At 26.3% G+C, this 24,176-nt stretch carries 20 protein-coding genes, 3 tRNA genes and 1 pseudogene; 14 read left to right on the top strand and 10 right to left on the bottom strand.

All coding sequences use genetic code 11. The annotated features are described in order from the left end of the window. The first annotated feature begins 8 nt into the window (after window positions 1-8). Complete coding sequence (locus tag BINT_RS08630) at window positions 9-1,319, top strand: bifunctional folylpolyglutamate synthase/dihydrofolate synthase (RefSeq protein WP_041177617.1); 1,311 nt, start codon at window positions 9-11, stop codon at window positions 1,317-1,319. Between the two features lie 35 nt (window positions 1,320-1,354). On the opposite strand, the gene BINT_RS08625 is transcribed toward BINT_RS08630, so the two are convergent. The 6 genes and pseudogenes from BINT_RS08625 to BINT_RS08600 all read right to left on the bottom strand — a co-directional run bounded on the left by BINT_RS08625 (window position 1,355) and on the right by BINT_RS08600 (window position 7,450). Continuing rightward, the gene (locus BINT_RS08625) at window positions 1,355-2,059 is read right to left on the bottom strand and encodes a hypothetical protein (RefSeq protein ID WP_041177364.1); all 705 of its coding nucleotides are present in this window, start codon (window positions 2,057-2,059) and stop codon (window positions 1,355-1,357) included. A 394-nt stretch (window positions 2,060-2,453) separates the two neighbouring features. Then, a pseudogene (locus tag BINT_RS08620) lies at window positions 2,454-3,130 on the bottom strand (hypothetical protein). Window positions 3,131-3,625: 495 nt separating this feature from the next. After that, window positions 3,626-4,888 (bottom strand): 3-deoxy-D-manno-octulosonic acid transferase, encoded by a 1,263-nt coding sequence (locus tag BINT_RS08615; RefSeq protein ID WP_014488184.1) that lies wholly within the window; start codon window positions 4,886-4,888, stop codon window positions 3,626-3,628. 20 nt (window positions 4,889-4,908) lie between these two features. Continuing rightward, window positions 4,909-5,193, bottom strand: coding sequence for a hypothetical protein (locus BINT_RS08610; RefSeq protein WP_014488183.1), 285 nt, complete (start codon window positions 5,191-5,193; stop codon window positions 4,909-4,911). A 93-nt stretch (window positions 5,194-5,286) separates the two neighbouring features. Beyond that, window positions 5,287-6,903, bottom strand: a complete 1,617-nt coding sequence (locus BINT_RS08605) for a ComEC/Rec2 family competence protein (protein ID WP_014488182.1) — start codon at window positions 6,901-6,903, stop codon at window positions 5,287-5,289. Beyond that, window positions 6,881-7,450, bottom strand: a complete 570-nt coding sequence (locus tag BINT_RS08600; RefSeq protein ID WP_014488181.1) for a TetR/AcrR family transcriptional regulator — start codon at window positions 7,448-7,450, stop codon at window positions 6,881-6,883. The genes BINT_RS08605 and BINT_RS08600 overlap by 23 nt, the downstream gene beginning before the upstream one ends. Before the next feature lie 182 nt (window positions 7,451-7,632). On the opposite strand from BINT_RS08600, the gene BINT_RS08595 reads away from it, so the two are divergent. From BINT_RS08595 to BINT_RS08570, 6 genes are all read left to right on the top strand, one after another. Next, window positions 7,633-8,568: a hypothetical protein gene (locus BINT_RS08595; RefSeq protein WP_014488180.1), complete on the top strand. Its 936-nt coding sequence runs from the start codon at window positions 7,633-7,635 to the stop codon at window positions 8,566-8,568. Between the two features lie 54 nt (window positions 8,569-8,622). After that, window positions 8,623-8,695: transfer RNA gene (locus BINT_RS08590), tRNA-Met, on the top strand. 32 nt (window positions 8,696-8,727) lie between these two features. Then, window positions 8,728-8,801 (top strand) — tRNA-Met (locus BINT_RS08585). A gap of 20 nt (window positions 8,802-8,821) precedes the next feature. Further along, window positions 8,822-9,040 (top strand): 30S ribosomal protein S21, encoded by a 219-nt coding sequence (gene rpsU / locus BINT_RS08580; protein ID WP_012669718.1) that lies wholly within the window; start codon window positions 8,822-8,824, stop codon window positions 9,038-9,040. A gap of 186 nt (window positions 9,041-9,226) precedes the next feature. Beyond that, window positions 9,227-10,858 carry a chaperonin GroEL gene (gene groL, locus BINT_RS08575; protein WP_014488179.1) on the top strand — a complete coding sequence of 544 codons (1,632 nt, stop codon included), beginning with the start codon at window positions 9,227-9,229 and terminating at the stop codon, window positions 10,856-10,858. A 664-nt stretch (window positions 10,859-11,522) separates the two neighbouring features. Further along, window positions 11,523-12,428: a leucine-rich repeat domain-containing protein gene (locus BINT_RS08570; protein ID WP_014488178.1), complete on the top strand. Its 906-nt coding sequence runs from the start codon at window positions 11,523-11,525 to the stop codon at window positions 12,426-12,428. Window positions 12,429-12,670: 242 nt separating this feature from the next. Here BINT_RS08570 and BINT_RS08565 read toward each other — a convergent pair whose 3' ends face one another. Together BINT_RS08565 and BINT_RS08560 are read right to left on the bottom strand one after the other, a co-directional pair. Next, complete coding sequence (locus BINT_RS08565; protein ID WP_041177363.1) at window positions 12,671-14,500, bottom strand: methyl-accepting chemotaxis protein; 1,830 nt, start codon at window positions 14,498-14,500, stop codon at window positions 12,671-12,673. 69 nt (window positions 14,501-14,569) lie between these two features. Next, the gene (locus tag BINT_RS08560) at window positions 14,570-16,294 is read right to left on the bottom strand and encodes a YihY/virulence factor BrkB family protein (RefSeq protein ID WP_014488176.1); all 1,725 of its coding nucleotides are present in this window, start codon (window positions 16,292-16,294) and stop codon (window positions 14,570-14,572) included. A 52-nt stretch (window positions 16,295-16,346) separates the two neighbouring features. Here BINT_RS08560 and BINT_RS08555 point away from each other — a divergent pair. Next, window positions 16,347-16,427, top strand: a tRNA-Leu gene (locus BINT_RS08555). 17 nt (window positions 16,428-16,444) lie between these two features. Here the strand turns inward: BINT_RS08555 and BINT_RS08550 are convergent. Next, on the bottom strand, window positions 16,445-16,708 hold the full coding sequence (locus BINT_RS08550; protein ID WP_014488175.1) for a hypothetical protein: 264 nt from the start codon (window positions 16,706-16,708) through the stop codon (window positions 16,445-16,447). Window positions 16,709-16,744: 36 nt separating this feature from the next. Further along, window positions 16,745-17,098, bottom strand: coding sequence for a hypothetical protein (locus BINT_RS08545; protein WP_014488174.1), 354 nt, complete (start codon window positions 17,096-17,098; stop codon window positions 16,745-16,747). Window positions 17,099-17,413: 315 nt separating this feature from the next. Between BINT_RS08545 and BINT_RS08540 the strand changes: the two genes are divergently transcribed. The 6 genes from BINT_RS08540 (at window position 17,414) to BINT_RS08515 (ending at window position 24,064) form a co-directional block, all read left to right on the top strand. Next, complete coding sequence (locus BINT_RS08540) at window positions 17,414-18,214, top strand: thymidylate synthase (RefSeq protein WP_014488173.1); 801 nt, start codon at window positions 17,414-17,416, stop codon at window positions 18,212-18,214. After that, window positions 18,211-18,717, top strand: coding sequence for a dihydrofolate reductase (locus tag BINT_RS08535; protein ID WP_014488172.1), 507 nt, complete (start codon window positions 18,211-18,213; stop codon window positions 18,715-18,717). The genes BINT_RS08540 and BINT_RS08535 overlap by 4 nt, the downstream gene beginning before the upstream one ends. Before the next feature lie 147 nt (window positions 18,718-18,864). Then, window positions 18,865-19,938: a tetratricopeptide repeat protein gene (locus BINT_RS08530; RefSeq protein WP_014488171.1), complete on the top strand. Its 1,074-nt coding sequence runs from the start codon at window positions 18,865-18,867 to the stop codon at window positions 19,936-19,938. Window positions 19,939-20,074: 136 nt separating this feature from the next. Next, window positions 20,075-21,370: an ABC transporter permease gene (locus BINT_RS08525; protein WP_041177615.1), complete on the top strand. Its 1,296-nt coding sequence runs from the start codon at window positions 20,075-20,077 to the stop codon at window positions 21,368-21,370. Beyond that, window positions 21,363-22,052 (top strand): ABC transporter ATP-binding protein, encoded by a 690-nt coding sequence (locus BINT_RS08520; protein ID WP_014488169.1) that lies wholly within the window; start codon window positions 21,363-21,365, stop codon window positions 22,050-22,052. The genes BINT_RS08525 and BINT_RS08520 overlap by 8 nt, the downstream gene beginning before the upstream one ends. Window positions 22,053-22,243: 191 nt before the next feature. Beyond that, a complete protein-coding gene (locus BINT_RS08515; protein ID WP_014488168.1) occupies window positions 22,244-24,064 on the top strand; it encodes an ABC transporter ATP-binding protein in 1,821 nt (606 codons plus the stop codon). The last annotated feature ends 112 nt before the right edge of the window (window positions 24,065-24,176 follow it).

Here is a 24,176-nt window from a genome sequence, read left to right as displayed (position 1 = left end):
AAACAAATATGAACAATATGAATGAAGCCTTAGACTATATATACTCATTTATGGGTAAAAAGACATTGCATAAAAATAGTTTTAATCATATGAACAATGTTAAAGGTATTTTAAAAATTTTAGGATACAAGCAGATTTTTAAAGTTATACATATAACAGGAACAAAAGGAAAAGGCTCTACTACATTGGTATTGTCAAAAATGCTTTCATCTATAGGCTATAAGTCTGGAGCTTTCATTTCTCCTCATATAGTTAATGAAAGAGAGAGAATATCTATAAATGAAGAATGGATAAGCGAAGAAGATTTTATTAATATAACAAATAAATTAAAGAATATTATAGATAATAATGAAATATATAGTAATGTAACCGTATTTGAAATATTTACAATAATGGGGCTTTATTACTTCTTTATAAAAGGCGTTGATTATGCATGTATTGAAGTTGGTATAGGAGGTAAATTGGATTGTACTAATATAGTGGAATCTGATATAAGCATACTCACATCAATATCTTATGATCATATGGAAGTGTTAGGCTATACTATAGAAGAAATAACTACTCAGAAAGCAGGAATAATAAAACCTAATTCTGTTGTAATATCAGCTTATCAGGAAGAGAATTCTATAAAAATAATAGAAAACATATCAAAAGAAAATAACTGTAAATTATATGTTTTTAAAAGAGATTTTAATTCAGAAATAATACTAAATAGCAATGAAAAATTAGAATTTAATTATTTGGAGAATAATAAAAAATATAGTTTTTCAACTGTTTTGCTTGGGGAACATCAGGCAGAAAATATATCTCTTTCTTTTAAAGCATTAAATATACTTCTTAAAGCGGATAATAATCATACAGAAAAAAATATTAATAAGGCAGTAAAGTCTTTAAAAGATTTTAGTATAAATGCAAGACTCACATTTATGCATAAAAATCCTGATATAATAGTAGATGGTGCTCATAATTCAAAATCATTAGAAAGAATACTGAACACTATATATAAATGGTATGATGATGTTATAATATTATTTGCACCTTTGAGTCAGAAAGATATAAAAAATATGTCTGAAGTATTAAAACAACATGATTCATTAATAGTACTAAGTTCACCGGACAATATAGCCCATAAAGAAGCAGACAGCTATAAAACTTATAAATATTTTAAAGATAATAGTAATGTTAAGCACATACCGAATTTTCATGAAGCAGTTGAAAATTTAAAATCAATTAATAAAATTAATAAGCCTGTACTTGTAATAGGTTCATTATATGCAGCCAGTGAATTTATAAGTTTATATAAAAATAAGGATATATAAAAATATATTTCAATATGTTATAAAACTTTTTCTAATTATATAAATAATAGTTCTTCTCTTTCTTTTTCACTAAATTTGAATATATCTAAATGTATGCCAAACTGAACACCTACATCAACAGAAAATAATTTACCAGGATATTTGTATCCTTCGCCTAATGAACCTAAATTATCTTTTATTGCCATGTTTGGAATATCAAAATTAACGTATAATGATAAACTTAGAACAATTAAATTTATACCTGTATAAAGTCTTATATAAGGTATTAAAGGGTTATTAAATCTTGATGATAAAGTTCCGCCATTTAATCCTGTATCATTACCTCCAATCCAATATTTACCTGTGAAAGGAAATTTAATGCCTCCTCCTATGCCTAATTGAAATATTGCAGGCCGCCATTCAAAATTAATCCCTGTCATAAGGCTGTCAAATTCATGTGTAAAATCCTGATAATCATATTGAAATTTGAATGTATCTCTATACCAGCCTATATCTAAGCCTATAGAAATATTATGAATACCTTTTCTACCTATATTAAAATTGATTCTAGGTTGAAATATAACTCCTACTTCAAATGCACTTTGAGGAGATAATGTTAAATTTGGATCTGCATTATTATTTTGATAGATACTAGGAATGCTTCCTCCTAATGGGATATAAAGTCCTAATCCTAAAGAGTTAGAGTAGGCTAGTGCTGATGTCATTATAAATATAGTGATCATTATAATACTTTTTTTCATATTTTTCTCCTTAAAACCATTATGTTTAGGGATATGATAGAAACATGAAATAATTTAGAATATTCCTTTTTGATAAAAAAATAATGAAAGAATAAACGAATGTTTAAAATTTGAGAATACAAACTTAGAATTTTTAAAATAGAAATTTGAATATTGCATAAATTAATTCCATAAAACTTTTCATAAACCTATTACTAATGTAAATGTTTTTATATAAAAGTCAATATAAAAATATATAATTTTGTTATACCTTATATTGGTATTTGTATTTTTTTAAATTATATTCTGTATAATTAAACTATATTAGTTTATATAAAATAGGGATATATAAAAATATATCCCCATTGTTATAAAACTTTTTCTATACTGAATTATTTGATAGTTTCTTAATAGGTTATTGATTCTCTCCGAATTCGAATATATCTAAATGTAAACCAATCTGAACACCTATATCAACAGAAGCTAATTTTCCAGGATAGCTATATCCTTCACCTAATGAAGATAAGTTATCTTTTATTTGCATATTTGGTATGTCGAAATTAACATATAATGCTAAACTTACAAGATATAAATCTATACCTGTATAAAAGCTTATATAAGGTATAACAGTATTATTAAATCTTGTTGAGAAATGTCCTACGTTTAATGCTACATTACTGTCTCCTGTCCAATATTTACCTAAGAAAGGAAATTTAACACCTGCTCCTATACCTAATAGAAATAGAGAAGGACTCCATCTAAAATTAATCCCTGTCATAACAGTATCAAATTCATGTGTAAAGTTTTGAGAAGCAGTTTGGAATTTAAATGTGTCTCTATACCAACCTACATCTATACCTATATGTATATTGTTATATTTATCTATATTAAGAGTAACTCTAGGATTAAATATAACACCTACTTCAAATGCTGTTTTAGGACTCAATGATGCGGTCGGATTTAAATTGTCATTTTGATATATGCTAGGAATACTTCCCCCAATGGGATATAAAGTCCTACACCTAAAGAGTGAGAGTAGGCTAATGCCGATGTAATCAGGAATGTACTGATTAGTATAATGCTTTTTTTCATATTTTTCTCCTTAAAACTATTATGTTTAGGGATATGATAGAAACATGAAATAATTTAGAATATTCCTTTTTGATAAAAAAAATAATGAAAGAATAAACGAACGTTTAAAATTTGAGAACACAAACGTAGAATTTTTAAGATAGAAATTTAAATATTGCATAAATTAATTCCATAAAACTTTTCATAAACCTAATATTAATGTAAATGTTTTTTATATAAAAGTCAATATGAAAATATATATTTTTGCTATACTATATCTTAGTATAGAGTTTTTATAATATATAATGTTAATTTTGTATAATTATAAAAATGGGTATATATAAAAATATATCACCATATGTTATAAAACTTTTTCTATTATGATGATTTATTAATAATATGTATATTATTCTTCTAATGAAGATAAGTTTTACTTTATTTTGAAATTTGATATATAGAAATTCAAATATTGCATAAATTAATTATATAAAAGTAAATACGAATTATATGTTTTTGTTATACTATACCTTGGTATTTATTTATGATATCTATAGTTCTTTTGGAAGCACCATTGTTTTGTATTAATAAATTATATGCTTTATCTGCCAAATTATTTCTAAGCTCTTCATTTTGATATGCTTCTTTTATTGTATCGGCTAATTTTACTTTATCATCACAAGTGAGTACAGCTTCTTTCATATATTCATATATTTCAATAAAATTATACATATACTTTCCAACTATAACAGGCTTTTTAAAATAAATAGCTTCTAATATATTATGTCCGCCCATAGTTCCCATAAAAGTACCACCCATTATAACTAAGTCAGAAAGCTTATACCAATTCAATAATTCACCTATTGTATTTATTATTATTCCGTCTTCAGATGTTTTATCATAATCTGTATAAAGAGGCATTTCATAATCTAATTTATTAGCTAGTTTTTGTATATCTTCACCTCTGTTTATGTCCCTTGGTACTATAACTATATATACTTTATCTTTAATTCCAAGATCATTTATAGCTTTTAATATGAGTTCTTCTTCCCCTGCATGCGTACTTCCTGCTGTTATAACAAATTTATTTACAGGAATCATATTTTCTAAGTCATCTATCTTTTTTTCATCTACATGATAAGTTATATCGTATTTTAAATTTCCTGTAACAGTGATAAGAGATTCAGGCATTCCTATATATATCATATTTTCTTTATCTATATTACTCTGAGCTAATATTTTTGTATACATATTGAAATAAGGCTTAAAAAAGAATTTAAAATTTTTATATCCTTTTATTTCTTTTTTACCTATTCTGCCATTAATCATATATAAAGGTATCAATTTTTTATGAAGCGAATATATAAGAGTAGGCCATATTTCTATTTCTGCTATCATTACATATTCAGGAGAAATTAAATTTATCAGTTTATTAATCATATGCGGATAATCTAAAGTAAGATAAAATAGTTCTACTTTATCGCCATAATTCTTTTTAGCTATGTCATAACCGCCAACTGTAGTAGTAGACAAGTAAATTGTATATCCTTTATCTATCAAAGTAAATATTATTTCTTTAACCGCTACTATTTCTCCTACACTTACAGCATGTATCCATACAGCATTTTTATTGTTTTCTTTAGGATATATGAAACCTAATCTTGATAAAGCGCCTTTTCTTATAGGTTTATTAAATATCATCATAATGGAAAAAGCTATAAATATTATAGGATAAAAAATATATCCGAATATTGTATATACAGACATCAAAAATTTCTGCATAGATTATTATTTCCTTTAAATTATAAAATAGCCGCCATAGTCATTATAATAATAAGTAAGTACACAATAAAAGAAATACCTGCCTTTACTAATGCATGATGTTTTCTTGTACCCCATTCACATTTAAAATATAATATTATAAACGCAATAAATAATAATATTTCAACAGCATTTACTATAATAAAAATAGCTTCATATATTCCTGTTTTTATATTATTATGCTCTACAATGTAAAAAGCTGCTATAGGGAAAAGCATAAATATAGATGCGTTAACTATTCTATGTATTAAAATATATTTATTCATAGCTTAAATTATACTAAAATATATATAATTGTCAAAGTAAATTTTAGTTTTATTTTAATTTTTCAATGCTTGTTATAATATGAAATTTTTTTATTATGAAGAGGAATTTGATTTATTAATTTTTACTCTTATTATAATACCTATAAATACTATTATAAACGTTATAAATACTGCAGAATATAAATTTAGGCTTAATTCATATTTAAGAAAATTTAAATTACTGAATTTATTTGCCAATTCTATTAAAACACTAGAAAAAAATTTTGCTGTTTTTGAAGGGAAAATTGATAATGGAGCATATATTTGATATGTGATTATCGTTAATATTGATGATGAAAGTATTATAAATGATATAGGCACAGCAAATATATTGGATATCAAAGAAGTAATATTTAATATTGAAAAATGATGTATGCTTAATGGAAGAACAGCAATAAGTGCAAATATGCTTATAGATAAAAATGCTAATAGTTTTATAGAAATATTTTTTATCAAGTTTGTAATTTTATTATTCGTATTTATATTATTTATCTTTTTAATTATATAAAAATTGAATATAGGATAATAAATAATTATTCCTAAAGTTGCTAAAAATGAAAATTGAAAACTTATATCTTTAATAGAGTTTGGATTTAAAAGCAGTATAATTAATCCTGATAAAAATAATGCATTAATAGAATTTCTATTTCTATCAAAATAATATGATATAAGCAGACAAAATGCCATTATACTTGCTCTTATTATAGAAACTGAAAACAATGTTATAGGCGGATATATTATTATGGTTATGATCGTTGATATTAATATTCTTTTATAAAAGTTTATAGGAAAGAAAGATAATATTAAAAATAAAATTGAAAGTATCATCGAAATATGAAGACCTGATATAGAAAGTATATGAGATATTCCAGAATCTATAAAGTATTGTCTTATATGATATGGTATTATGTTTTTATCTCCAATCATTATTCCCTGTGCTATAGAGTAGGGTATAGCTTCCATATTTGAGCCTAATGATTTTTTTATCATGTTTCTTATTTTTATGGAATGAGCATTTATATAATTAACAATAGAAAATCCGTTTTTTTGAATTACAAAATTATTATATCTGTATATGCTAGCAACACCATAAAGCATTCTGTCTGCTAGAACTTCTATTATTATTTTAGAATTATAAATATCATTATTAGTTAATATGTTTTTGTATAAATTTATTTTTGAAGATACTGTTATTTCATCATTAATGAATAATGTTTTTAATGAATCATTGTAAATTCTTATATTTCCAGCATAATTATACCAATTAGTGCCGTCATAAACTTTATCTACATAAGCAATGTATCTTTCTCTAAAACCGACAACTCCGTCATAGGATAATATTTTTGCATTGTATGCTTCTATTGGTCTGTCAAAATTACTAAGCGGATTTTTTAATATGTCATAATATCTAATAACTGTATAACTATATCCAATGAATAAGCATGAAAATATAAGTATCATTATAGAAATATTTAATTTATTTTTTAATGCCAATATTATTGATAAAACTATAAGTATAAAAGAAATTATAATTGAAATATTAAGAAAGCTGTTATTTTTAAATGCGACTGCTATACCAATTGCAAATGATAATGTAATGTATATTATATATGTGAGAGGATATAGAAAAAAGAATTTATTATAATTTTTAATCTCTTTTAACGATTCCATAGAAAATAATATTTATAATGGTGTCTAAATCTTTTTCATAAAGCTCTGAATTTTTATTTTTAGCCCATTCCAATTCAAAACCTTTTATTATTGCAAGAATAGCTTCAGTGGCAAGTCTTAAATCTATATTGAATAAACCCTTTTTTACTCCGCTTCTCAATATCATTTTTATAGTATTGTATTCTTCTTTATGATATTGTGCTCTCATATGCTCTATAAGGGTAAAGTCCTCGAATATTTCACTATGAAGTGCTTCGTAAAGATTGGCAAGTTTTATATAACCTTTTTGTCTTGTTAGAATATATGCTCTTAATTTTGCTTCTGCGGTATCTTCTTTTTTTATTGCCTCGTATAACTCTTTTTTTAAATCATTAGCTTCATTTTCGGCTATTGCAAAAAATATTTCTTCTTTACTTTTAAAATAATGATAAATACTGCTTTTAGATTTATGCACCATCAATGCTATATCGCTCATAGATGCTTTTTTGAATCCGTATTTTTTGAATAATCTTTTTCCAGCATTTACTATCTGTTCACGAGGAGTCATTTTACTAGCCTTTAACCCATATTTAATTATATTATATACTCTATTTTTTATTTGTCAAAGTTTATTAAAAATAAAGAATGTTAATATATGTATATATAAAAATATTTGTTATTAATAATATGATAATTTTTAATTTATAAATTTATATTGATGTATAAATGTTTTTATGTTAATATATTACTATGTGTAATAGGTTTGATATAAATATATTTGATGATATTGATATTTTAAAAGAATTAGCAAAAACTTGGCATGCTTATTATAATTTTAGAATGTCTTGTATATCATTAAAAAATTCAGAGTATTTATTAAGTATATTATCTTTAATACTAAATCCAGCCAATCATTATGAATATAAAGATATTGGTATGATATCGTATGGTATTTTAGAAGAATATCATTCTAAACATAAAGAGTTTGGCATATTAAAAGAGTTTTTAGATAGAGAATATAATTCAGAAATTTTATCAGAGATAGTAACTTTATTAGAGGGGAATGATATTGTCATTGATAAAAAATACGATGAAGATATTAATTATATAGATAATTTGGATTTAGATCCTATTTTAAAATTATTAGTTTATCAGAAAATATCTTATGAATATGTTAAGAAGTATCAAAGCAGTTTTATAATATGCCGTGTTATATTTAATATATATTCATATAAATTAAAATTATTAGATACACCGATATTATATCCTTATCAATTTTTTGAAGCGAGTATGAATGGTGCTTCAGATAAAGAGTCTATAATAAGGTATTTAAAATTTTTAAGAGGAATATGTTTATACGCTGTAGATACTATTAGCTTTGTTCATAAGAATTTATTAGTACTTAAAAATAAATTACTTCTTAATAAAAATTTTAAGAAATTGACTGATTCTAATGTATTTTCTATTATATTTATTACTCCTTATATAAGAATAGTTGATTTAATGGAAATATTTGATTGGAAAAGAGATAAAGCAGCAAGATTATTATCAAAATTAAGAGAAGAGGGCTTATTTTCTGAAACTAAGGTGAAAAAAGAGAAAATATTTGTGAATAAGTACATAATAGGCTTATTTGAGTCAGGAGAAAATGAAAAACCTGAAGAGTTTTTGAATAAGTTTATATAAAAATGCTTGACATTTTTTTAAAAACATGTACAATGCTTATGATTTAATAGACATCGCGGGGTGGAGCAGTTGGTAGCTCGTTGGGCTCATAACCCAAAGGTCGTAGGTTCAAGTCCTGCCCCCGCTAATAGCCAAAAATAGACTTAGGCTTATTGTTTTGGCGGCGTGGCTCAGGTGGTTAGAGCATGCGGCTCATATCCGCAGTGTCAGGGGTTCAAGTCCCTTCGCCGCTAATAATTTTATAAAAAGGCAGGTGAGTGAATTGGTAAGAGTATTCGCTAATGAAGGCGAACCAGTAGAAAGCGTTATTAAAAGATTCCGCAGAGCTTGTGAAAATGAAGGTATTTTACAGGATCTTAAAGAAAAACAATTCTATAAAAAACCTTCTCTTGAGAAAAAACTTCAAAGAGAAAAAGCTCTTAAGAGAATGAAAAGAAAAATCAAAAAAGAACGCAGACTTGGTTTGTTATAATTTATCTGTTTTTTTATTCAAAGCATTGATATTTCGTATCAGTGCTTTTTTTAATCTAGTTAATATATATACTTGAAAATATTTATTATTTAATGTATAATTCTCACAATTTTAAAATGAAATAATTTTAAAAGTTTAATAAATGATAATAATTTTAATTTAATAATACTGAAAAGGAGAAAATATATGGCAGCAAAACAGCTATTATTTGATGAAGAAGCTAGACGTGCCCTTATGAGAGGTGTAGATGCTTTAGCTAATGCCGTAAAGGTAACTTTAGGACCACGTGGACGTAACGTTGTAATAGACAAAAAATTCGGTCCTCCTACTATAATAAATGATGGTGTAACTATCGCTAAAGAAATAGAATTAGAAGATCCATTTGAAAATATGGGTGCTCAAATAGTTAAAGAAGTAGCTACTAAAACTAATGATGTTGCAGGTGACGGTACTACTACTGCTACAGTTTTAGCTCAAGCTATGGTAAAAGAAGGTTTAAAAAATGTAACTAGCGGTGCTAATCCTATGCTTATTAAAAGAGGTATAGAAAAAGCTGTTAGCGAAATAGTTGGATATATCAAATCTGAAGCTAAACAAATTAAAGGTAAAGAAGAAATCGCTCAAGTTGCTACTATTTCTGCTAATAATGATAAAGAAATAGGTTCTTTAATCAGCGATGCTATGGAAAAAGTTGGTAAAGAAGGCGTTATCACTGTTGAAGAAGCTAAATCTTTAGAAACTAGCCTTTCTTTAGTTGAAGGTATGCAATTCGACAGAGGTTATATTTCTCCATATTTCGTAACTAATGGCGACAGTATGACTGCTGAATTAGAAGATGCTTTACTTCTTATATATGACAAAAAAATCTCTAATATGAAAGAACTTCTTCCTATACTTGAGAAAATTGCTCAAACAGGAAAACCTTTCATTATTATTGCTGAAGATATTGAAAATGAAGCTTTAGCTACTTTAGTATTAAACAAAATGAGAGGAGTATTAAATGTATGTGCAGTTAAAGCTCCTGGTTTTGGTGATAGAAGAAAAGCTATGTTAGAAGATATAGCTATTTTAACTGGCGGACAAGTTATCAGCGAAGATTTAGGTATGAAACTTGAAAATGCTGCTATCGAACAATTAGGTAGAGCTAAAAAAATCACTGTAGATAAAGAAAATACTACTATTGTTGAAGGTGCTGGAAGCAAAGAAGATGTTAAAAGCAGAGTAGCTACTATTAAAAAACAAATAGAAGAAACTGACAGCGATTATGACAGAGAAAAATTACAAGAAAGATTAGCTAAACTTTCTGGCGGTGTTGCTGTTATCAATATAGGTGCTGCTACTGAAGTAGAAATGAAAGAGAAAAAAGCTAGAGTAGAAGATGCTTTATCTGCTACTAGAGCTGCTGTTGAAGAAGGAGTAATTCCTGGCGGCGGTATCACTTACTTACATGCTCAGCATAAATTAGAATCTTTAACTGTAGAAAACCCTGATGAACAAGTTGGTGTTAATATAGTTAAAAGAGCTATAGAAGAGCCTATCAGAATGATCGCTACAAATGCTGGTTTAGACGGTTCTGTTGTTGCTATTGAAGCTAAAAAACAAAAAGGCAATATGGGTTTCAATGCTCTTACTAATGAATGGGTTGATATGTTAAAAGCTGGTATTATTGATCCTGCTAAAGTTTCAAGAAGTGCTTTACAAAATGCTGCTTCTATTGCTAGCCAAGTATTAACTGCTGAAGTTATTATTACAGATATACCTGAACCTGAAAAACCAATGCCTCCAATGCCTGGCGGCGGAATGGGCGGTATGTATTAATAAATAGCCTATATAAAAGAAAATATAAATTATAGTAATTAAGTTTATATAAAAAAGCCTCAGTATTTTTACTGGGGCTTTATTTTTATTAATTATACTGAAACGATTTCATTTTGCCGACTACTTCACATTATATAATTATTATCAACTTTTTTGACGCACAAAAAAGTTGCAAAAAACGCAATTGCTAGAACTTTATACCTAAAATATATGTATTAAATGTAGAATATAACCTAAATTTAGACTAAAAATGCAGTCTTTTTGGTTCTCGCCGTAGGCGTACTTCGTATGTGCCAACAAAAGAACTGGGGGTTCGGGGGCTAGTCCCCGAAAATAACAACAATATAAAAAATATTTTTTGACAAAATATAGTTGTTTAGGTATATACTAGACTTGCTTCAAAAGTACTTAATAATTATCAATATAATTTTTACTATAAAATAGCGGCTTATATGTTGTATCATTAATTGTTATAAACGCACTTACTACAGATATGCTTCACATGGCAAATTACAAATTTTAAACACTGGAAAATAATCAGTATAAATATTTTTTAATTTAGTTTTTAAACGATTATAATTAAAAAATATATTATAAATGAGTTTACTTTTTTTACTCTCTGTTATATTATAAATATCTTTTGTATTTTATGGAGTAAATATTTATGATTAAAAAAAGTTTATTAATATTAATATCATTATTTATATTGCTGTCATGTGCTGAGCATGTTGCAGCTCCAGAATTATATAGTATAGATGTAAGTTTACCATATGAAGAATTAAAGCAGGAAATAAAAGAAAACTTAAAATTTTATTTTGAGAAAGAAGGTTCATATAAAGTAGTATTGACTGGAACTCCTTCTATAAAATATGATAGGACTAATTCTGTGGCAGAAGCATTAAAAAATGCTTTAATTGAAATGGATATTAAGGATATAACTATAGATATTGATATTAGATATATCAATTATATAAATGGAACTTTAACAGAAAGGATGTTTTCGCCCGAGATAGGTAATTACATTTCAGTATTCTATAATTTTATATTCCCGGAAAACAGAATAACAACTATAGGAAACCGTGCATTCGAGATTAATTATAGTATAAAAGAAATAGTAATACCAGATTCTGTAACAAAAATAGATTTTGCTGCTTTTGGTGGTTGTCATAGGTTAGAAAAAATTACTTTAGGTAAGGGGATTAAACGTCTTGATGGCGAGCCATTTTGGCCTTCCGATAACCTAAATGAAATTGATACATCTCGTTGTTCTTCATTGGAATATATAGGAAGAAGGATATGTTGTCAATTACCGGCACTAACAGAATTTGCTATACCTGCTTCTGTAAAAGAAATAGATAGGTTTGCATTTTATGACTGTCCTAATTTAACAACTATAATTTATTATGGTGATTCTCCAAATAATATAAAATTTCTAGATAAAAATATTTTTGATAATTGCCCAGTTAAAAATTTAATAGTACCTAATGCTATAAATCCGGATGATGATGCTTGGAAAACTTTTGGTAACGCTAATTTTACTTATGTAGGAAGAGAAAAACCAAAACAATGATATTTTAATATATTGACGGCACTATTTTGTATAATAGAGTTATTTCAAAATTATTTGATTAATTTTCAATATAATTTTATATATATTAATGTTTCATATATTTTATAATAATTGATTTTAATGTATAAATCTGACTATCCTGCTTATACTATGTGTAGGCAGGTATAGCAATTATAAAATTTAAAACATTAAAAAATAAGCAGTATAAATATTTTTTAATTTAGTTTTTAAACAAGTATATTTTATTCTAATGAAAAATATTCTAAATCTTTTACCATCGCCTCTGTTTTTTCTGATACATTTTTACTGAGATTAGCACTTTCCTGAGCCATATAAGAATTCTCTTGAGTAATATCATTTAAAGAGTTAACTGCCATTTTTATTTGAGTGATATTGTCATCTTCTTCTATTATAGCATTTGTTATATTAGATAAATCTTCAGATACTTCAAATACAAAAGCTTCTATATCGCCTAATAGTTTAGCAGATAATTCTACAGCCTCATTTCCTACATTTATTTTATTTATAGTATCTGATGTGATATTAGTTATTTCATTTGCAGCATCATTAACATTTTGTGCTAATGTTCTTATTTCGGAAGCAACAACTGCGAATCCTCTTCCTTGTTCTCCAGCTCTTGCCGCTTCTACCGCTGCATTTAAAGCCAATATATTAGTTTGAAATGCTATGGATTGTATCATCTTTGTTATATCAGATATTTTTTTACTAGCTTCAGAAATATCCTGCATATCTTTTAATGTTCTGTTAGATGCTTCTACGCCGTTTTTTGTAGCTTCGGCAGCTTTAGTACTTACTTCTTTAGCCTTTGATGAGTTTATAGAAGTGTCTCTCAAAGAATTTGACAATGCCTCTATAGAACTTGCTAATTCTTCTAAAGATGCTGCTTGTGATGAAGTTCTGTCAGATAGATGTATGCTTCCATTTGATATTGTAGCAGCATCGCTGTTTATATTATTGATTTCTTGTTTAAAATTGGATATAACTTCGGATATATGAGATTGCATATCATTTATAGAATTAACAACTCTTCCCATTTCATCTTTCTTTTTATTGTATTTATCATCAAATTTTATATGGAAATTACCTTCCGCCATCTTACTCATATTCAATGCAACTAAATTTAAACTGTTTGATATAGGCCTTGCTATTACCATAACCAATATAGTTTCTAAAAGTATTAGCAGCAATATAATTATTAATAATAAAATTTTAAAAAATGCTAATGATTTATTTAGTTTTGTATTATCTCCATAACTTGTACATATCCATGATACAGAAGGAATTTTCATGCTTATTATCCAATTCTTATTGTCCAAATTATAAAAAATTTCTTTTCCTGTAACATCATTGATATATTTTGAAAATAAATTATTTTTTGATAATGTATTTTGTTCGCTAAGCAAATAATTTTTATCCTTATGATTCAAGTATATTCCTTTATCTGTAACAATATTAATAGTAGCATTATTTTCATTGCCGTATTTATCAGATATTGTTTCTAAATTTTTTAAAGATATGTCCATACCTATAACACCTTTTAAAGCATTATTAGTATAAACAGCCTTTGCAAATGTAACAACTACTTCTCCGGTAGTTGCTGCTATATATGGAGCACTTACATAGAAATTTGTAGTTTTTAATGCTCCCTGAAACCATTCTCTTGTAGTTTGATCATAATCAGGAGGCAAACTTGCTTCTAAAAGGTTTATGAATGAACCTCCGTCTTTGAAAGGTATATCATTGGCAAAATATAAATCCACCATTCCCGGATCTTTTAATATTTCACCAAATGCTATTAACATATCTTCTTTTGATATTGGAGCTGTATTGTATGATTTTATAACTTCTATCTTTGAATTAAAATACAATAACCAATTTGATATATCAGACTCAACATTATGCATAAAATTGATATTGTCTTTCATAAAATTTTCTTTGTATATAGGTTCATATATTAATAATATAACTATATACACTGTAAATAAGAAAGCTGAAAATGGAAATAAAAATTTAAACATCAAGTTATTAATATGTTTTATGAAAGTTTTCATAATGTTACCCCCAACATATTATATAACTCTATTATAGTAAATATAACTTATTCAAGTCAATAATATTTATTATTTTTTATATTTTACTAAATCAAGCAGATTAGTATTATAATCTTTTTTTGATATTTCTCTATTTTGATATATTATATTTTTATATTTATCATCAGTTTTTATACTTTTATTTCTAAATCCGCCTTCCATTCTTACGCAATATAAAATATCTCCTATTCTAATTGATTCAGGCTGGCATCCTAAAGAGTATGATATATTAGGGCCATTTGATATTTTTATAACATACATTGATTTTTCCAATGGTTCTGATATTTCCGTAATAATTGTAGGTGCTGTTCTTAATTCTTTAGCTAATTCATACATGGTTATAGCTTTTTTCTTTTTGATAAATCTATATGCAATTGTATGCATAAATTCTAATGCTATAAGTTCTTTTTCAGCAAATGATAATTTAATGCTGTTTTTATCAACACCATAAGATCTGAAATATTGTATAGAGTAGGTGAGTTCTGCCCCAAATAATATTATATTCCAAACGATATATAATAATAATAGTAAAACAGGTATTTGAGCAAAAGAGCTTGCAGAAGATAATTCAGCAGGCATTATACTTGTAAGCATATTGTTTTCGCTGCTTATAGTAACTATATCATCTATTTGGAAATTGTATTTTAATAATTGTTCTGATACATTAGGTGAAAAAGTTTGGAATTCAAGCATATTAGTATCTATTGGTTCTTTTTCATAAGTGGTAGCAGATATACCAGTTCCTACATTCTCTATAATAACATAACTTATTCTTTCTATTTTAATACTTTTTATGTTTTCTACATCAATTTTTGTATTTTTTTGCAGCATATTTTGAGTATTATTTGTTGTTAAATCATTATTCTCATTTTCGATAGTTTCATTATTATTTATATTTTCTTCTTCATTTCCTGTATTTATTTCTTTTACTAAATATTCTATTTTATATTTATCACTGTCAAATATTTGCTTGTAATTTTTTACATCTATATTAAGTTTAAAATATACACTGAATAGAGTTATTATAGCCATAGCAACTAATACAGATGATATAGTAGCATTAGACCAATTAACTTTGGTTTGAGGCACTAATACATATAAAAATAATACTAGTATGGATGTTGATATTATAGGAGTAACCCAAGATAATAATATTTTTATTAATGCAGGAAGATTATGCAGACTTATTGAAGTATATGTGATTAAAGTAAATGATATACCAATAAGTATAGGTATTAAAAATAATAATGCTATATAATTAGCGACTACTCTAGGCACAGAAGTTTTAATTTTAACACGCCATATTTTTATTAATGATTTTTGTATGCTATGAAGTATTAAAGCAACACTCACTATTGTAGATATAATACCTATGATACCAAAACTAGTTAGATCTGTATTATCAGCTATATTAAGTATTTGTCTTACCATAGGCTCATAGAATGGGGCATTTTTTTCCATCCAATCAAATATAAAAACAAATATATTCTGATATATATTGAATATTCTTAATATAAAGAGTCCTACTATCAATGTTGGTATGAATGATAATGTTACAAGGTAAGTTAATGCTGCTGCTCTTATTGTACAGTCATCTTTAAAGAAGTCTGTTACAGCGAATACTACTATTCTATAAGAATTAAGAAAAAACTTTTGTATAGGGTTAAATAGTTTAGGATCCGTATAATATATCTCTTCATTGAAAAAAATCTTCAATTTTTTGAAAAAATTTTTAATTTTTTGAATTTTAGCCATATAACACTTCTTGCAAAAAAAAATTAAATAATGTATAATATATAAACATTAAGCGAGGGTGGCGGAACTGGCAGACGCACTAGACTTAGGATCTAGCGCCCTAGGCATGAGGGTTCGATTCCCTCCCCTCGTAATCTTTTATATATATTATCATTTATTCCCATCATTTTTATTATTATCAATTTCTACAGAAAATTTGCATTTATTACAAACTTTTTTATAGCCTGTTGAAGTTTTTATAATTCTCATAGAGTTTTTACATTTACAAAATGGACAGTCTTCATGATTTCTAAATATTATCATTGATATAAAGTCTACTATTTTCCCTATACCAGATACGAAAAATAATATCCCAAACATTAAAATAAATATAATTATAATAGCTATGAAAAATATAATAACTAATAAATCCACTTTTATATATCCATTGATAGTTTTCTATATTATATCTTAAATATAAGATTTTTTAAAGAAGTCTGAGTATATTTTTATTGTATTTGTATTAATATATTTTATAGGAAAATCAGACCAACTATCAAGTTCATTATTCCATAATCTGTAATAATAGTTATCTCCTTCTTTTTTCCATTCATAAGTATATATTTGTTTTTCCTGACCATTACTGCTTGTATATTCTATTTTATTATTATTAAAAAAAGTATATTTTTCATTTCCGTTTATTAATTTCCAGCTTCCTACGAATCTATGATCTACAACGCCTCTTTCTATACTGATAATTTCTTTTCTTTGGCATGAACCTATGATTATTGAAAATGATAATAATAATATTAATATTTTATACATTAGCTGTCCTTTTGTTTTATATGCTATATAATATCGTAATAATTATCATAAAATAAAAATAAGTGCGTAAAAATAAAATATATTAGATAGATACTATTTAAAAATATAAATATAGTTCATATGATAGAATATATGTTTTTATACCTAATCTTAATTAATGCATAAAAGAGTCATTTTTCAAATAATTAATGACATTTTATTATGTAAAAAAATTAATGTAAAATAGATTATTGATAAAATATTTTAAACATATATAATAGTGATTCTGTAACAACATACTATAGAATGATATAATAAAAAATATTAGGATTATTTATGCAGAACTATTTAGAATTATTAAGAGAAGTATTAGAAGAAGGCGAAGAAACTAAAGACAGAACTGGAGTAGGTACAAGAAGAATATTTGGTCCTCAATTAAGATTTAAATTTGAAGGAAATAAAATACCAATCATAACTACTAAAAGAGTTTTTATGAAAGGCGTTATTATAGAATTACTTTGGTTTTTACAAGGTTCTACAAATATAAAATTTTTATTAGAAAATAATGTTCATATATGGGACGAATGGGCTGATGATATGGGAGAGCTTGGACCTGTATATGGAAAGCAATGGAGAGCTTGGGAGACTAAAGAAGGTAATAAAATAGATCAAATATCAAATATTGTTAATACTTTAAGAAACAATCCGACAAGCAGAAGAATCATTTTGAATGCTTGGAATGTAGGGGAGATTGATCAGATGCATCTTCCTCCATGTCATATGATGTGTCAGTTTTCTGTTAATAGCAAAGGAGGAATAATTACGCATTTATATCAAAGATCTGCAGATTTATTTTTGGGAGTTCCTTTTAATATAAGTTCATATGCTATACTTACAAGACTCCTAGCTATGCATAGCGGACTTCATGCTTCAGAATTAATAATGACATTCGGAGATGCACATATTTATAATAATCATATAGAACAGGTTAAACTTCAGCTTTCAAGAGAGCCTTTCAATCAAACAACAGAATTATTTATAGAAAATCGTCCTAATATATTCAGCCATGTTTATGAAGATTTTAGATTAGAAGGATATAAATATTATCCAACTATAAAAGCGGAGGTGGCTGTTTGATAGTTTCATTAATTGCTGCTGTTGATTCTAAAAATGGCATAGGATTAAATGGTGTCATGCCTTGGGGACATATAAAAGAAGATATGCAGTTCTTTAGAAGCACAACTACAGGATATGCGGTTGTTATGGGCAGAGTTACTTTTGAGTCTTTAGGTTCAAAGCCTCTTCCAAATAGAAAAAACATTGTTATATCTTCTAGTATAAATAATGATCTTCTAGAAAAGTATGATAATCTTTTTTATGAATCATCTTTTGAGAATACTATTTCTAAATTGTTATTAGAAAAGAATAATCAAATATTCATTATAGGCGGAGAATCAATATATAAAAAGGCTTTAGATTATGCTGATATAATATATCTCACTCATATAGATAAAGATTATAATTGTGACAGATTTTTTCCTCAAATAGATACAAAATTATTTCAATCCAGCAAATTAAAAACTTTTTTTCATAATGACATTAATATAAATATAATAAAATATACTAGAACTTTGCTGTAAAATAGTTGAAAAATATAAAAACTATTATACAATTTTTACGGGTACATTAGTATTAAAAATATATTCTTTAGGGTTAGGATATTTATTGTTTTTTATAGCTTGTACTAAGCTGTAAATTATTTTATAGCTTTAATATTTGGGGTTATTATGAATTGTATAGATAATTTATTGGAATTAGCCAATAAAGCTTTTGGCAGTGCAGATTATAAAAAATCTTTAGAATATTTTGACAAATTAATTTTCTATTATGGAGATAGTGTTGAGATATATAATAATAGAGGATTAGCCAAAAGCAGTTTAGGAATGTATGAGGAAGCTATTTCCGATTTTGAAAAGGTTATAAGTATTGATGCTGAATATGTTAATGCTTACAATAATATAGGATTGGTTAAGCATAATTTAGGAATGTATGAGGAAGCTATTGATTATTATAAAAAGGCTTTGTCATTAGATAATAAATGTATTCAGGCTTTCAATAATATAGGTTTAGCCAATCATAATTTGGGAATGTATGAAGAAGCCATCAAATATTATATTAAAGCTATAGAAATTTCTCCTAATGTTCATACATATAATAATATAGGATTGATAAAGAATGATTTAGGTATGTATGAAGAAGCTATTGAATATTTTAATAAAGTTATACGATTAGATAATAATTATATTAAGGCATACTATAATATAGGGTTATCGAAATATAATTTAAAAAAATATGATGAAGCATTAGAATATTTTAATAAGGTTTTAGAATTAGACTCTAAAAATATACATTCATATAATAATATTGGTATAATAAAACAGGATTTAAAGCAGCATAGTGAGGCATTAGAATATTTTAATAAGGCTTTAGCATTAGATAAAAATTATTCTAAGGCATATTATAACAGAGGGCTTTCAGAATTAGAATTAGAATTATATGAATGTGCTTTGTATGATTTTAATAGATGTTTAGAATTAGAGCCTAATTATTATCCTGCTTGTTGCAAAAGGGGAGAGGTGAAATTAAAATTAAAAAATTATAGAGAGGCTTTAGAAGATTTTAATTATTATATAGAACATAGTAATCCTGATAAGCAAATATATTACTATAGAGGATTTTGTAAATATAAATTAAAAGATTATAATAATGCTATAAAAGATTTTAATATGTCTCATAATAATATAAAAACTTTTCTATTAAAAATTATTTCAAAGTTTACACTTCTATTTGTAAAAAAATAACTATAAATTATCATCATAAAAGTTTTATTATATTTGTATAAAATAGGTTTAAATTTATTGTATATAATATATAATATTTCAAATTATATTGATATGAATTTTTGAATTTTAAGGAGATAGTTTGAGATTAGAGTTAATGCTTGGCGTCAGATATTTGAGAGCCAAAAAGAAATTTTCATTTGTTTCAATTATCACAATTATATGTGTACTCGGAATATTAGTTGGAGATATGGTAATGATTACCGTGCTTTCTGTTATGAATGGTTTTCAGGACGATATAAGAGATAAAATACTTGGTATGAGGGCACATATAAATATCAGTGCTTATAGCGATCAGCCTCTTACGGATTATAAATATGTTGTTGATAATATAATGGGCAATAAAGAAATAACAAGTGCTTATCCTTATATAGTTTTGCCTTGTATAATGCGTTCTTATGGTTTTACCACTCTTATAACAGTGCGTTCATTTGAGGATAATATATTTACAACAGATAAAGATTTCATAAAGTATTTTAATTTTGTTGAAGGTAATAACAAAAATATGAATACTAATGATGCTTTAATAGGCTCTGAAATGGCAAAGGATTATGCTTTATCTATTGGAGATACTATAGATATAATTTCAGCTTCTGGAAGTTTTGATAGAGGATTCAAGCCTCAAAAAACTACTTTCACTATTAAAGGTATTTATAAAACAGGTTATTATGAATATGACAGCAGAATGGTAATAGTTCCGCTTGCTACAGGTCAAAAAATGGTTGGGTATGATAATGCTGTTACTGGGGTTGCTGTAAAGGTAAGAAATTTTTTTGATGCAGATAAGGTTGCTAAAAAGATTGATACAGATTTAAAGGAATTTTATAATGTTATGCCTTGGATGCTGTTTGATAGAAATTTCTTTCAGGCTTTGCATACAGAAAAATTGATGCTTGCTTTGATACTTTCTTTTATAATATTGATAGCAGCTTTGAATATTGCATCAAGCCAGATAATATTTGTTAAAGATAAAAGAAGAGATATTGCTATAATAAAGACATTGGGTTTAAGACCTTCAAATGTGGCTAAAGTTTTCTTTTTAGAAGGAGCTATAATTGGTTTGATAGGTACTGTACTAGGTGTAATATTCGGTATATTGCTTGCTAATTATGTCAATGAGGCTTTAGAAGGACTTAGAATTATAATGCAGTTTATAGTTAATATTATTTGGTTTATTCCTTCAAAAATAAGTGCAGGAATATCAATACCTATAGTTCCAGACTTTTTCCCCTCAGATATATATTATGTAAGCGGAGGACTTCCTTCTATAATACATGTTTCTCAGGTTATAATGGTTGCTAGTATTTCATTCTTACTTTCTGTTTTATTTGCTATAATACCGGCTTATATAGCAAGCAGATATAAACCTGCGGAGGTACTTAGATATGAGTGATAATAAAGAAGTTCTTATTAATATAGAAAAATTAAAAAAAACTTATGCAGGACCTCCTAAAGTAGAAGTATTAAAATCTATAAGTTTAAAAGTTTATAGAAATGAAATACTTGCCATAACAGGTGAATCAGGAAGCGGAAAGACTACTCTTTTAAATTTAATAGGCGGAATAGATGATATTACAGAGGGCAGTATAGATATATTAGGAAATAATATTGGTAAGATGAATGAGGGACAATTAGCACATTTTAGAAATAGTTCTCTTGGATATGTATTTCAATTTCATAATTTGCTTGGTGAGTTTAGCGCTTTGGAAAATGTTATGATACCATCTTTAATGCTTAAATATAATAAAAAAGAAGCAAAGCAAAAAGCAGAAGCTCTTCTTGAAACTGTAGGGTTAAAAGATAGAATGGAGCATAGAATAGGTGAACTTTCAGGAGGTGAGGCACAGAGAGTTGCTATTGCTAGAGCTTTAATAAATAAGCCTAGTGTGGTATTAGCTGATGAGCCTACTGGTAATTTGGATAAGAAGAATGCTGAAGTGGTAAGAGAATTATTATGGAGTATGACAAAACAAAGTAATGCTTCTTTAATAATTGTAACGCATTCTGTTTCTATTGCTAATATGGCTGATAGGAAGCTACGTTTGGAATATGGTGAAAATTTAATAGAATATTGAAATATTAATTATATAATGTAAAATTATAAATAAATATGTATAGGAATATTAATTTATGTTAATAAAAAAGTTAAAGAATTTTTTAAAAAAGAAAATAAATCATTTAATTATGGTGCTGTTACAGAAGCGCATAGAAAAAATATTATTCTAAAATAGAAAAACATCCATATAAAAGAATGTTTTCCTATGCTATGAGACATAAGAAATTATTTATACCATCTTTTATTTTGAGTGTTGGATATACAATAATAAATATACTGCCTCCATTTTTTGGTCAAATGGCAATAGCTATCACTGGAGGTAAAAGAGTCGATTTATTGGATAAAATTCCTTTTGTATCAGATTTAACTGCCAAATTTAGCAATTTGGATACAAAAAGTTTGGCCCAGCAATTTTTAAATGTGGATTCTATTGGAAATCCTGTTATAATGGCACAATTTGCTTTTATTATAATAATTGGATTTATATATGTAATATTTCGTGTAGGTTTTGATTATACTAAAACATTTCTTTTTGCATTTACTGCTCAGGAAATAGGTAAAGATGTTCGTGCTGATATGATGAAAGGTCTTCTTAATACTGATATTGCATATTTTAAACAGGAAAAAGAAGGTGATTTAATGAGCAGAGTTATTAATGAGTCTGGAACAATAGAAGGTTTTTTATCAAGTACATTACCTAATATGATTACTGTGCCTTTAACTTTAATATTAACATTATGTATGCTTTTAATTTTGAATGTTAAATTAACTTTAGCTTGTTTTATAGCTGCTCCATTAATAGCTTTGGGCATAGATAAGGTTTCAAAATTAATAAGAACTAGAGTTACAGCTGAGCAAAATTTGCTAGGCGCTACAACTTCTGTAATACAAGAAGATATAAGAGGAATAGAGGTTATTAAAATATTTTCTAAAGAAGATCAGGAAGTAAATAGATATAGAACTGTATATTCAGAATTAATAAAATTTATGAGAAAAATTTCTTTATTAACTTCTTTAAATAGACCTATGACAGAGCTTGTAATGATAGTTGCTATGCTTATAATACTTGCTTATGGCGGATTTTTAATATTTAAAGGAGAAATGCCTTTTGAGTTTTTATGGGGATTTTTACTTTACATGCTTAATATATCTACTCCAGTAAGAGATTTATCAGGTATTGTAATTAATTTGCAAAGAACAATGGGAATAGCTCAACGTGTATTTCAAATAATGGATTTACCTAGTGAGAATGTTGATGATCCAAATAAAAAAGAAATGAAACCTATAGAGCATTCTATAACTTTTGAAAATGTACATTTTGAATATGGTAAAAGGGGTAAAGAAAAACCTTTTCATTTGGGTCCTGTAAATTTCAATGTTAAAAAAGGTGATGTTGTTGCTTTTGTTGGTAATTCTGGAGGCGGTAAAACTACTTTAATCAGTTTAATACCTAAATTATTTACACCGAGTCAGGGTGTTATAAGATTTGATGGTATTGATATAAATGAATTAAATACTAGAAGTGTAAGAAATCAAATAGGTGTAGTATCTCAGGAAAATATTTTATTCTATGGAACTGTAAGAGAAAATATTTTATATGGTAAGCCTGATGCTACAGATGATGATTTGCTTAGAGCAGCTAAAATAGCACATGCTGATGAGTTTATATTGAAATTACCTAATGGTTATGATACCCACATAGGACCAAGAGGTGTAATGCTTTCAGGAGGTCAACGTCAAAGAATAGCATTGGCTAGAGCTGTTGTGAAAAGACCTTCTATATTGATACTTGATGAGGCAACTAGTGCATTAGATACAGAAAGTGAAATGTATGTACAAAAAGCTTTAAATCAAATTATTAATTTACAAACTACATTTGTTATAGCACATAGACTTTCTACAATAAAAAATGCAACATATATATGTGTAGTTGAAAATGGTAAGATAACAGAATCTGGTACTCATGATGAACTAATGAAAAGAGGTGGAAAATACCAATATCTTTATTCACTTCAGTTTAGAGATAATTAATATTTTTTATATTTTATTAGTTTATTGAATAATAAAAATATATTTTATGATAATTATTGATTACTTTAGAATTATTATAATTGAAATATATTTGAAGTTTATATATTGTATT

The organism is Brachyspira intermedia PWS/A (assembly GCF_000223215.1).
In the GTDB taxonomy this organism is placed as follows: domain Bacteria; phylum Spirochaetota; class Brachyspiria; order Brachyspirales; family Brachyspiraceae; genus Brachyspira; species Brachyspira intermedia.
This window is presented reverse-complemented; position numbering and strand designations above follow the sequence as displayed.